Genomic DNA, 12,886 nt, shown 5'->3' with positions numbered 1-12,886 from the left:
AAGTTGACTAAGAAGTTGCAAGAGGAAATAGCCTGTGTATGTTTTCAGGAAGAAAGCGAATCCAAGCCTCGTTAATTACGTAAGTGGTTCTTGCGTCTTTCTCCTGGGGATGACCGTTCCTGTCGCGGCGTTTCCGGTCGAATTCAACGTTGACTTCCTGAGTAAGGGCGGGGCCAAGGCTGAACTAAAATACTTTGAGCAGGGTAACTCACTGCCGCCGGGTCGCTATGCGGTAGATATTTATCTCAACCAGATTCTGATTGTCCGCGAGAACATCGAGTTTGCAGTGTCTGGCGACACTGGAGAGGTGCGCCCGATCATTCAGTTAGGCGTACTGCAAAACCTCGGCGTTAACGTCAACCGCTTGCGTCGGGAAAATGTTATAGCCCAGGACAGTGATGATCAGTCCGTCATTGATGTCGCGACGCTGGCGCCCGGTGCGGCAGTCGAGTTTGATGTAAACGCATTGGCGCTGCAGATCAGCATTCCCCAGGCTTATGTCCAGCGTCAGTCTCGGGGCTACGTTGACCCCTCGCTGTGGGATCAGGGAATTACTGCGTTCTACACCAATTATCAGACCAACTTCAGCCGCAATATCAATCAGGGCAATCGCAACGACTACCGCTACATCGGTTTGCGCAACGGCTTCAACATCGGGGCTTGGCGCCTGCGCAATGAGTCGTCGATTACCGGCTCTACCGGCACTCGGAACCAATTCAGCAGCAACCGCAGTTACGTGGAGCGCGATCTCATCGGCCTCAAAGCCAAACTGGCGGCGGGGGAGTTGTACACGCAGGGAGATATCTTCGACAGCGTTCGCTTTCGCGGCGCGCAAATCAGTTCCGAGTTGGGCATGTTGCCGGACAACGAGATCGGTTTTGCCCCGGTGGTGCGTGGTATCGCCGAGACCAACGCGACTGTCGAGATCAGCCAGAACGACTACGTCATCTATTCGACGACGGTGTCGCCCGGTGCGTTCGAGATCAGCGACATCTATCCCAGCGGCTCGAACGGCGACCTCAAGGTCAAGATCATCGAAGCCGATGGCCGCGAACGCCAGTATTCCCAAGCCTATTCGTATCTGCCGGTGATGACTCGCCGTGGCAGTGCCCGGTACAGTTTTGCCGGTGGTCAATACCAGAGCCAGGGCCCCGTTGCGCCGAAATTCGGCCAGGGCACTCTGGTGTACGGTGTCAGCGATAACGTTACCGGTTACGGCGGCGTGCTGACTTCAAAGCAGTACCGGGCGCTCAACCTCGGGCTGGGCTTGAATACTTCGGTGGGCGGCTTGTCGTTTGACGTCACCAGCAGCACCTCCGAAGATGCGGCCGGACGCAAGAACACCGGGAAAAGCGCGCGTTTCCTGTATTCCAAGACCCTCAGTGCCACCGACACCACCTTCACAATGGTCGGTTATCGCTACTCCACCGAAGGTTATCGGACGTTCAGCCAGCACGTCGATGAACAAGGCTACCTCAGTGGCTCGAACTACGGACGGCAGAAAAGCCGGTTCGACATGAACATCAACCAGTCGTTTGCCGACCGCGGTTCATTGTTCCTGAGCCTCGGTGAAACCAGCTACTGGAATCGTCAAGGCAGCACTCGCCGCTGGCAGTTCGGCTACAGCGGCAGCTACTCGGATACCAGCTACAGCTTCGCCATTTCACGTACCGATGGCGAAGCCATGACGCAAGGCGCCGACACTCAGGTCACGGCGTCGATCAGTCTGCCATTCGGTGGCAGCAAGCGTTCGCAAAGGGCTTACACCAGCGTAACGTCTTCGTCCCAGGGCGATTCGTCGATCCAGTCCGGCATCGCCGGCAACCTGACCGAAGACAGCAGCCTGATGTATTCGGCCCAGGCGGGTCACAGCAAAAATGGTGGTACCAACGGCGACCTCGGCCTGAGTTGGGATACCCCGAAAGCCAAGATCAACGGCAACTATGGCCAGGGTCCGGGCAGCACCCATATGAACACCGGCGCGTCCGGCTCTATGGTCGTACACGGTGGCGGCGTGACGTTTGGTCAGCCGGTCGGCGAGACCTTCGCTCTGGTGGAGGTCCCGGGTGTGGCCGATGTCGGTGTCGCTTCAGCCGGCGCCGCACGCACGGACGGCAAGGGCTACGCAGTGGTGCCGTATGCGCAACCGTATCGCTTTAACTGGATCAACCTCGATACCAGCACCTTGGGTAGCGACATGGAAGTCACCGACACTTCGCGCATGGTCGTACCGACCCGTGGTGCCATCGTCAAAGGTCGGTTCGAAGCGGAATCGGGACGTCGCATGCAACTGACGTTGAGCCTGGACAACGGCGAGAAAATTCCGTTTGGCGCCCAGGCCTTTGACGAAAAAGGCAACGTCAGTGGAGTGGTCGACAACCTGTCGCGCCTGCTGGTATTCGGTGCGAAGGATAAAGGTGTACTGGATGTTCGTTGGAGCCAGGGCAGTTGCCGGGCGAACTACGACGTGCCGCCAGCGAAAAAAGACATGATGTACGAGAAGTTTGATGTGGTTTGCACGTTCGTAACCACTTAGCGAGCGCTGATGACATCGTTAAACTCTCCTTTCACTGAACACTACAGGCCCGGGCGCGCAAGCATTGCACTCTCGGGCCTGTGCTATGTTGGCCGCCATTCAATGCGTGCCACTCGATCGTCTTCACTTCAGGAGCAGTAAACACCATGGGCAATATAGTCATCGTCGATGATCACCCGCTGATGCGTATGGCGGTGAGGGTGATGCTTGAAGGTGAAGGGCACACGATCATGGCGGAGGTCGATAACGGTGTGGACGCACTGGAAGCGATCCGCAAGTTGCTCCCGGATTTGATCGTGCTGGATTTGAGCATTCCGAAGATGGATGGTTTGTCGGTGATCGCGCATCTCAAGGCGATTGGTATTTCCACCAAGGTGTTGATTCTGACTTCCGGCGACACCAGTAACTTTGCCGTGCGCTCATTGCAGGCCGGCGCATCTGGCTTCGTCTGCAAGGACGACAGTCTGGATGAACTGGTGGGGGCCGTGAAAGCGGTGCTGTCGGGATACAGTTACTTCCCCGCCGATACCATTCAGATGTTGCGGGACAACTCCCAGGCTGCCAGCCAGGAAAGCCAGAAGATTTCCCAGCTGTCGGATCGCGAGATCACCGTGCTCAAGTTGCTGGCCCGAGGCATGGGTAATCAGGAAATTGCTGAAGAGTTGCTGATCAGCCACAAAACTGTCAGCACGTATAAAGTGCGACTGCAGCGCAAGTTGAGTGCGGAAAACCTGATTGCCCTGGTCGAACTGGCCAAGCGTAACGATCTGGTTTGAACCCGGGCTCAAGCGCAAAAAAGAAAAGGGCTGGAGAGCATCTCTCCAGCCCTTTTTTGTCACTGGGATTTGGTGAAGGCCTTTTCTATCAGCAGCAGTTCTTTGTCCACTTCGGCCGTTTTGCCGGTCAGTTCCTCGAAGCTGCTTTCGACACAGGCCAGGTCCATGGCTTTGCATAACTCGATCAGGCGGGTGTTGCGCATGATCGCTGCGCTTCCGCGAATGCGATGGGACAGTTGCATCAGTGCATTGATGTCCATGTGTTCGTTAAGTTGGCGCAGTTCCTCAAGATCCCGGCGGTTGCTTTTCAGCAGTTCCCCGAGCAGTTGCTCGACGACGGCGGGGTTGCCCATGCTGATTTTGCTCAACGTGTCGATCGCTTCGGCGTAACCCTCGGGCATGTCGGCGAGGGCGTCGCAGGCAGGCACAAACACCTCGATTGAGGGCGCCGTCGCGACCGCTGGAATCAAGGCGTTCAATCGCTCTTCCAGCACGCCGAGGCTGGCGGGTTTGATCAGGCAGTCACGCATGCCGGCGCTGATGCAACGATCGATTTCCTCCTGCTGTGCGTCAGCGGTAAGACCGAGGATGGTGAGGCGAGGGCGCTGCCGCTCGTGTTCTTCCTTGCGAATCGCCAGGGTCAACTCGACGCCGTTCATGACCGGCATGTGGTAATCAGTGATCAGCAGATCGAACGATTGCTGTCGCCAGAATTGCAGCGCTTCGAGGCCATTTTCTGCCTCTACCGCCGTGCAGCCGAGGAACTCCAGTTGCGCACGCAGCATCTGCCGGTTGAGGGTGTTGTCATCGACGATCAGCACGTGGGCGATTTTTCTCGTCGCCTGTCGGGGCTTGGTTACAAGCACGTCGTCCATCAAAGGAAGCGGTTCAAGGGTTTTCAGTTTGAGTGTGACATTGACCGTACTGCCGTGCCCCAGCGCGCTGTGCATTTCCAGGCGTCCGCCCATCATTTCGCACAGTGAGCGCGAGACGACCAGACCCAGCCCGCTTCCGCCTTGGGCGTTGAGAGTCGATTGCGCCACCTGAGCGAAAGGGCGGAACAACAACTGCAGATTCTCATCGGAGACACCCGTTCCGGTGTCGGTGACCTGCAATTGCACATGCAACATGCGCGAGGCATCGATATGGGTGGTGATACGGATGGCCACGCTGCCTTCGTCAGTAAACTTGATCGCGTTGCTCACCAGGTTCGACAGGATCTGCTTGAAGCGCAGAGGGTCCACCAACACGTCCCGAGTAGTGCCGGCGTCGATTTCCAGTAGCAGTTTGAGGTTTTTCTGCCGTGCCAGACCCTCAAAGACCCGCGCCACAGGCTCGACCAATTCCTTGAGGCTGCAACGCCTTGGCGAAAAGCTCAGGCGACCGGATTCGATCCTCACGATGTCCAGGGTGTTGCCCAACAGCTCGAGCAGGTTTTTAGCCGAGTCGTAAGCCACGTCAATATTGTCACGATCAAGCACGCCTTGATCGGCACGCTTGAGTGCAAGCTCCAGTGTGCCGATCACCGCGCTCATTGGCGTTCTGATTTCATGGCTCATGGTCGCCAGAAACTGGGTCTTTGCCAGGCTGGCTTCGTCGGCGTGCTCTTTTGCCTGTTGCAGATCCTGGATCAGTCGGCGGTGCTCGGACACGTCCTGCCACCCGCAGATCACACCTTTGATGCTTCCCGAAGAATCACGGAACGGCTGTATCCAATGCTCGATACTTCGGCTGTTGCCGGCAATTGAGATTTCGTACTGCTGCTCAAGGGGAGTGCCGGTTTCCATTGCGAGCAGGTAGCTGTTGTGCAGCGCCAGGGCCATTTCAAAATGCTCGATTGGCATTTCCAGTGCAGTCTTGCCCAACACGTCGGCCTGACGCAGATTCATGACCTCTTCATAACTGCGACTGCACGACAGCAAGCGACCTTCCAGGTCGCGGACATAGATGGGAATCGGCATTGAGTCGTTCAGGGTTTGCAGAAACTCCAATTGATCGTTGAGCGCTTTTTCGGCCGCCACACGACGTCGAATCTGCCGGCGCAACTGGAAAATTCTCAGCATCGAGATCGCCAGCACAAACAGCGCGCAACCGACGATTTCCAGAATCACCCGCGAATAGTCGCGCCAGCTCTGTCCGCTCATTGCGGCGTTGGATCGCCAGCGCGCCGTCAGTGCGTTCAGCTCATCCGGTGGAATACTCAGGATCGCCTTGTCCATGATCGATTGCAGTTCGGTGTCGCCGCGGCGCATGGCAAAGCTCGCTGTTGCGTCTTCGCCGTCGAGGATCGCCGAGATACGCAGTTTTTGTTCGTACAGGCGAGCGGTGTAATAGCGGGCCATGGACAGGGCCATCACCGCGGCATCGGCCTCGCCGCTGACCACCATGTTCATTGCTTCCAGATTATTGGCTGGTTGCAGCAGGACCACTTCCGGGTACTCCCGGCGCAGGCTGTTGATCAGCACGTGGCCCTTGGCAATCGCCAGGCGTTTGCCAGTCATGGCGTCCAGACCGAAAATGTCCCGGTGATCGACTGAAGTCACGAGGCTGAACGAGCTGGTAGCAAAAGGATGGCTGAATCGCAGTGTTTCCTGGCGTTCGGCGCTGGGGGTCAGGAGCGCCAGATCCGCTTCGTTTTCACGCAGCGCATCCTGAACGCCCTGGAAGCTTGATGTGCGCAATATCTCGAAGCGCAGTCCGGTGCGCTGGGTGATGGTTTCGAAGAGGTCCGAGACCACGCCATTAAATCGACCCTTGGCATCGAAGTAGGCCGAAGGCGCCATGTCATCATTGATCATCAGGCGTGCAACAGGATGCCTGGCAAGCCAGCGTTTCTCCTGGTCCGACAGCGTCACCCGGTCTTCCGGTATCACCGTGCCGCCACCGGTCCAGCGTTTGACCAGATAGCTCATTTTCAACGTGCCGAAAGATGACAGGGTGGAGTTGAGTATGTTCAAGAGCCGACCCTCATCGCCCCTGAGCAAAAAGCCGTATCCGCCGGCGTCGAGCTTGATGAATTGCGAAAACTTCAGGAAGTTGAAAAAACTGTGATTGATCATGTAATGGGCGGAAAGGGAATCACCGATGTATCCGTCGAGCCCCTGAAACGCCACGGCGGCCATCGCCTGGATATTATTGTTGAAGGTGATGATCCGAGCCTCGGGATAGCGGCTGCGGAACAGCTCCGATGGGATGTAGTTTTTCGCCACGGCGATGGTCATGCCGCGCAGATCGTCCGGGACTGGTCGGTTATCCCCGGGGCGTCGATACAACGAAGGCGCGTTCACCGCGTACGGGATGCTCAGGGCGGTTTCCGGGTGATGATGTTCGTAGACACTGGAGCGGCTGATCAGGTCAATTTCCCCGGCCTGTAATGCCGTCAGTGCTTCCTGGCGCGTAGCGAACCCCAGGACCTTGATTTCGATACCCAGTTGTTGCTTCAGCAGCGTGACGACATCGGCGCTGATACCTTCGTAATCGCCATTGCTATAGATGACGTCGAGGGGCAGGGCGGACGTCCCCGGTACACCCAGCGTCAGACTGCGCCGTTCACGAAGCCAGGCCCAATCCTCGGGGGCCAGTTGTAACTTTTGCGGCTCGCTGGCCAATTGACTGGTCAGATGGAGATAGCCTCCGGCCGGGTCGGCGAGGGTTCGACTGCTCGCAATCAGCGAGCTCAGGCACACGAGAAGAAAAGTTAAAACGGATTTGGTGCTGAACATTGAATGTCTTCTTGGCAGGCAGGTGCCCGTGGTGGTGGAACTGCGAGATGCCGGGCAAGGCGTAGTGAGCATCACGCGCAGAGCGAGGTGTTTCGGGGCTGGGCGATGTATTGCAGGCAATAGTCGATGAACTGCTGCTCCGGCATCGGTCGGGCAATCGCAAAGCCTTGAACCATCGGGCAGCCCAGCGCTTCCAGTTCTTTCATTTGCGCTACGGTTTCCACGCCTTCGATAACCAGCGACAGGCCGAGGGTGTTTGCCAGTTGAATGGTGTTTTCCACCACGATCCGGCAGGAGGGATGAGAGTGCAGGCGTTGCACGAAAGAACCTTCCAGCTTCAACTCATTGAAGGGCAGGTCGCACAAGTGTTCGAGGGAGGAAAACGCGGTGCCGAAGTCGTTCATTGACAGGTTGCAACCGAGGATTCGCAGCTGCAACAGGTTCTTCAGGCAAGCCGGCGACAAGTGCATCGAGCCGGTTTCGGTGACTTCAAACGTGATTCGGCTGGCGGGGCATTGATACTGTTCGAGCCAATGACGGATCGTGTTGGAAAATGACTTGCAGCCCAGTTGCGAAGGTTGCAGGTTAAAGGCGAGTTCCATGGGAAAACCGAACGCCGACAAGGTCCTTCGCAACAACACGCCCTGCTCGAGCATTTCAAAAAACAGCTCGTCGATCAGGTCGTGGTGCTGTATCGCCGGTAAAAACTGTGACGGGCTCAATACTCCGCGCTGCGGGTGATTCCAGCGCGCGAGTACTTCGGCGCCAGTAATGGTGCCATCTTTCAGTGATAACTTCGGTTGGTAATAAGAGGCGAACTCATGATTACGCAGCCCCCGGCATATTTCGTATGAAGTGATACCAGGCGGCGCCGTAACAAGTGGATTTGAAGATGGATTGCGATCTTTTTCTGCTGTCGACAATCGAGCGCGGTCGAGCAAATCCAGATTTTTCACACTCGAATTTTTCATGGACGCTCCAAGGTCAGAAACAGGTAAGAGAAACTGTTTGTGAACCTTGGCGCAGCTCAGGCAGACTGTCGGTCGGCGGTTTCTACAGCGCTTGTAGGATTAATCTTACAGGCTTCAATGACTCTGCTTTCATGGCTTGTCAGCACGCAAAGGGAGCGAAAACGCTTCTGTGGCGGGGGATTTTTTGATGGTTTACGGACGTGGCTTGATGCCGTCTGATTTGAATTTTTATGCGTTATAGGCAATCAAGAGTAGGGCGGCTGGAAAAAATCTCCCTGCGTCTGGGTTTTGGTTTGATCGTTTCTTTTTTGTTGCTGCTGTTTTTTGTAGTTGTCGGCTATTGGGCAACTTACAAAGTAGTCAGGGGCGAACTTGTCAAAGTCAACTATCACTTTTTGAGACTGGTAGCGCGCGCCAACGATCACGAAACGTTTTTGTTGCGAGCAATAAAAGCCAGTGGTTCGGTTGATTACAAACCGGAGAAAAGCGTCGGCTATGTCTTTGATGAGCGTCCAATGGGCGACTTGCGCCTCTATGAGGGCAGGGCCTCACAGTTTTCGACCACGGTATCGGTTCTCGGGCCTGATCGCCTCGACTTGCTGGTCAGTGGCGCGGTTGCTCGGGAACTGGATCAAGCTCGTGGCATGGCCAATGTCTACAGTGATTTCTGGGGTGGATCATCGTTTACCGCGCCTCAGATGTTTTTGTTCGATCTGGAAGATGGTTTTGATGTAGCGGTGCCCTCGATTGACGCGGAGCCTGCGGATTCAGAGCCCGCGTTGTTGCCGGTCATCGAAAAGGTCAAGGCAACTATTGCCAGGAATCCGCCCAAAAAAAGCGATTTGATTGTGCACTGGACACCCGGTAGACGCTTTCTGGCGGATGGCCGACGGGAACTGCTGGCCTATATCTCCGACCAATCCCATGAATACAGTGCAGATGGCCACAACCCCCCGGAAATAATCGTGGCGACCCTGCTGGAACTCAATGAGTTCAATGCCTTCGGCATCAGTATCGACAAGCAGTTTTACAATTTGCCCGCGTTTGAATCGATTGATTTGATAGCACCTGACGGTAGCGTGCTGGTCGGTTCACAGAACACTGATATTCGTGAATACGAAAACGGCCTGCACCTGACCACCTCCGGTCTGCTGATCAAGCGTAGTGCCGGCACTATTGGAACCTGGCAGGCGCTGTATTACATCAGTTATGAGCGACTTATTCACGACGCGAGATGGCCGCTACTGGGGCTGACGGGTTTGTTGATGGTGTGTGTGTTCGGTGGCTGGTGGCTGATTAACTGGTATCGGCGTCGTGTCCTGGTACCTGCAAGTACGGACTATCGGGAGTTGTTGGTTAATCACGACTTTAATCATTCGCTGCTGCAAACGGTGCCGCTGGCCTTGTGCGTTATAAGAGCGGAGGGTTTGGAGCAGGTCACCCAAAACGAGCTGTTTGCCGAGTGGCTTGGTGATGCCGGAGATCTTCACGACTTGATGCGCGACTGGCCTATGTTCGACCAGGATCAGGCGCTCTCGGGTGAAGGTTGCCTGATGACGGTTGAACGATCGCTGCATGTTCGTTTTGCCCCGACAGATTATCAGGGCGAGCGGGTTTTGCTGTGCACCTTCACAGACATCACTTCCCATCGCGAGGCGGCGGCAACTCTGGTGTTTGCGCGCAAGGCCGCGGACGCGGCCAACGAAGCAAAAAGCAACTTCGTGGCAACGATCAGCCACGAAATTCGCACGCCGCTTTACGGTGTACTTGGAACGCTCGAATTACTGGGCATGACAGAACTGGAAGAGCGACAACGAGCCTACCTCGCGACGATAAACAGTTCCTCCGACGTTCTGCTGCATTTGATCAGCGATGTCCTGGATCTGTCGAAAATCGAAGCAGGACAACTGGTGCTTGAGCCGATCAAATTCAATCCGCTGGATCTTATTGAAGACATCATTCGCCTCTTCGCAGGTACCGCTGCGAGTAAGGGCTTATCACTTTTTTGTTGCATCGATCCGGCCCTGCCTCAAGAGGTATCAGGGGACAGTCTTCGTATTCGGCAAATCATCAGTAATCTGCTGAGCAATGCAATCAAGTTCACCGACAGTGGGCAGGTAGCGGTTTTTGTGGCTGTGACCCACAACCCTAATGGTCAAGCCGGATTGGAGTGGCGAGTCGTCGATTCCGGGCCGGGTATTTCGCCAGCTCACCAGGAGCGCTTGTTCGAGCGTTTTTTCCAGGCCAACAGCAAGCAACACACGGTCAAGGGCACAGGATTGGGCCTTCCCATATGTTCCATGCTCAGCCAGATGATGGGCGGCAGCCTCAGGGTCAGCAGTCAAGCGGGAGAGGGCAGCGAGTTCACTTTCGCGTTAACGGTGGATGTCCTGAAACCGGCGATGATCCCTGTGTCCGATCAACTGTTATCCGGTAAGAACGTATTGGTGCGCACGCCGTACCCGGCATTGACGCAGAGTCTGACTGCATGGCTGGAGCGTCTGGGCGTGATTGTTTCGACTCAAGTCCAGGCATTCCACGATGCGCTATTGGAAGTCATGCCTGAACAATTGCCAGTGCTTGATTGGGGCGGCGTCAAAGTCTTTGCCCAGCATGACTTCAGTGAAGTGCCGCAAATCATTGGCAAAGATATTCTGGTCAGTCAGCACAGCCTCTCGGGCATGCGCCAGGCTCTCACCATGGCCGTCACCGGTGCCATGCCCGAGCCCATTGCCAATGCAATCGCCCCCGATAAACGTCATTTGGGCCTGAGCGTGCTACTGGCTGAAGACAGCCCGGTCAATCAGCGGTTGATGAAAGAGCAACTGCAAGCCATCGGTTGTACGGTCGAGGTGGCATCGAATGGTATTCAAGCGCTGGAAGCCCTTGAACACGGACGCTATGACCTGATCCTCACTGACGTCAACATGCCCGTCATGGACGGTTATGACTTTACAGAGTCCGTCAGACAGCGGGATCTGGAGATTCCAATAATCGGCGTTACTGCCAATGCATTGCGAGAGGAAGGCGAGCGCTGCATACATGCTGGCATGAACAATTGGTTGACCAAACCCATCGACATTCAGGGCCTTTACTTGAGCCTGAAAAGTACGATGAACCAACCAGTGCTCGACCACGTAGAAGTGATCGAGGCTACGGGCCCTCAAGACCGGATTCAGATTCCAGAGCGCATGGTTGAACTCTTTATGCTCACCATTCGTGAAGATTTGAGTGGATTGAAATCCGCGATGAAGGAAGCCGACGCTGCAAAAACCGTTAGATTGTTACACCGGATTCGTGGCGCTCTTGCGGTCGGCAAAGCCAAAAGCCTCATTGTTCTTTGTCGAGAGGTGGAGAGATTGGTCGAGAGCTCTGGCCACGATTGTGCAGTCGAAGTCGATCAGTTTGTTCGGCGCGTGGAACAAGCTATCCGCGCGAACTGAGACGTGCTCAACGGCCCATATTGCATTGGGGCCTCGCCAGAGAAATTCATCGACGTAAGATTAATCCGCGCGAATGTCAGATATTTCCTAATTAGATTTGTTTCAGCTTTAGGCAGGATGGTTCGCCCCCCATCACCGAGCTGATTTCCATGAAGCGTCTTCCTCTACGTGTACTGGTGCTTGAAGATCATGATTTTCAGCGTTCAGTCGCGGTCAGCATGCTGCGCCAGCTTGGCTGTCAGGAAGTTTTCGAGGCTGTAGATGGCGTCCAGGCACTCGATGTTTTACACAAAGTGGGCAAGGTAGACATTGCCCTCTGTGACTTGTGTATGGACGGCATGGATGGTCTGGAGTTTCTTCAGCGAGTCGGACGCTCGGGGCTCGTAGGCTCTGTGATCATCAGCAGCTCGCTGTCCGCCGACCTGCGTCGGGCGGTGCAGCAGATCGTATCGTTGTTGGGGCTGGAAATGCTCGGTGATGTCGGTAAGCCGCTGCAGGCGCCTGTTCTGGATGTCTTGCTGAAAAAGCACTTGCGTGGTTCGGATGTTGTGCCGCCAGTTCGCGCCCCTGTTGAGTTGGCCAGTGAAGATGAGGTTCGTCGAGCACTACGCGAGCAACAGCTGAAAGCCTGGTATCAGCCCAAGGTGAATCTGAGTACCGGGGAGGTGAAAGGCGTGGAAGTGCTGACGCGATGGCAGCATCCTGCTTCAGGCGTTCTGTCCCCAGCGGTGTTCATGCCAGTGCTGGAACGTTGCGGATTACTTGATGAGTTGTTATTCGCGCAAATGGATACTTCGCTGCGCCTGCAACAACAAGCGCGCAGCGATGGCTTTGTATTAAACCTGGCGTTCAACCTGCACGTAACGCAACTGACCAATAGCGACCTCACATCAATCGTCAAACGCATTCTGCAATTTCACAATGCGGCGGGTTCCAGCCTGACTTTTGAACTCACGGAAAGCGGGTTGCTGGAAAGTCCAGTCACTAGTCTGGAAACCCTGGTGCGGTTACGAATGATGGGCTGCCAGTTGTCGATCGATGACTTTGGGGCGGGATTCTCGTCGTTGCAGCGGTTATGTCAGTTGCCGTTCAACGAGATCAAACTCGATGGCGAGTTTATCCGCACTCTCAAACATGAGCCACGCTGCCGGGCAGCCATCTCCAGTACTTTGGCGCTAGGTAAAAGCCTGGGAATGTCGGTGGTGATCGAGGGCATTGAGAATAAAGAAGAACATGACCTGTTACTGGAGTTGGGTTGCACTTCTGGGCAAGGCTATTTCTACGCCCGCCCGATGAGCGGCGAGGATCTATTGCGCTGGTTGTCGGCGCGCGCAGGGTCTGGAACGAAAGCCGAAATGAAGTAGATTTATGGAGGCCGGAGCAAATCAAGAAAGACATACGGTCCGCTTCGACTGGACAATGGGCAGTAACGGTATTA

6 protein-coding genes are annotated in these 12,886 nt (G+C 55.5%); 4 read left to right on the top strand and 2 right to left on the bottom strand.

Translation table 11 applies throughout. The annotated features are described in order from the left end of the window. Positions 1-34: 34 nt before the first annotated feature. Both KGA82_RS01135 and KGA82_RS01130 read left to right on the top strand, forming a co-directional pair. Positions 35-2,536 carry a fimbria/pilus outer membrane usher protein gene (locus tag KGA82_RS01135; protein WP_223449395.1) on the top strand — a complete coding sequence of 834 codons (2,502 nt, stop codon included), beginning with the start codon at positions 35-37 and terminating at the stop codon, positions 2,534-2,536. A gap of 146 nt (positions 2,537-2,682) precedes the next feature. Beyond that, positions 2,683-3,312, top strand: coding sequence for a response regulator transcription factor (locus KGA82_RS01130; protein ID WP_192415655.1), 630 nt, complete (start codon positions 2,683-2,685; stop codon positions 3,310-3,312). A gap of 59 nt (positions 3,313-3,371) precedes the next feature. On the opposite strand, the gene KGA82_RS01125 is transcribed toward KGA82_RS01130, so the two are convergent. Both KGA82_RS01125 and KGA82_RS01120 read right to left on the bottom strand, forming a co-directional pair. Then, positions 3,372-7,034: a transporter substrate-binding domain-containing protein gene (locus KGA82_RS01125; RefSeq protein WP_223449394.1), complete on the bottom strand. Its 3,663-nt coding sequence runs from the start codon at positions 7,032-7,034 to the stop codon at positions 3,372-3,374. Between the two features lie 71 nt (positions 7,035-7,105). Next, positions 7,106-8,005, bottom strand: a complete 900-nt coding sequence (locus tag KGA82_RS01120; RefSeq protein WP_223449393.1) for an EAL domain-containing protein — start codon at positions 8,003-8,005, stop codon at positions 7,106-7,108. 230 nt (positions 8,006-8,235) lie between these two features. Here KGA82_RS01120 and KGA82_RS01115 point away from each other — a divergent pair, with 230 nt between their 5' ends. Together KGA82_RS01115 and KGA82_RS01110 are read left to right on the top strand one after the other, a co-directional pair. Next, complete coding sequence (locus tag KGA82_RS01115) at positions 8,236-11,448, top strand: hybrid sensor histidine kinase/response regulator (protein WP_223449392.1); 3,213 nt, start codon at positions 8,236-8,238, stop codon at positions 11,446-11,448. A gap of 149 nt (positions 11,449-11,597) precedes the next feature. After that, a complete protein-coding gene (locus KGA82_RS01110) occupies positions 11,598-12,812 on the top strand; it encodes an EAL domain-containing protein (protein WP_223449391.1) in 1,215 nt (404 codons plus the stop codon). Positions 12,813-12,886: the final 74 nt, after the last annotated feature.

The sequence above is a fragment of the Pseudomonas sp. BF-RE-22 genome (assembly GCF_019956155.1).
Taxonomy (GTDB): Bacteria; Pseudomonadota; Gammaproteobacteria; order Pseudomonadales; family Pseudomonadaceae; genus Aquipseudomonas; species Aquipseudomonas migulae.
This window is presented reverse-complemented; position numbering and strand designations above follow the sequence as displayed.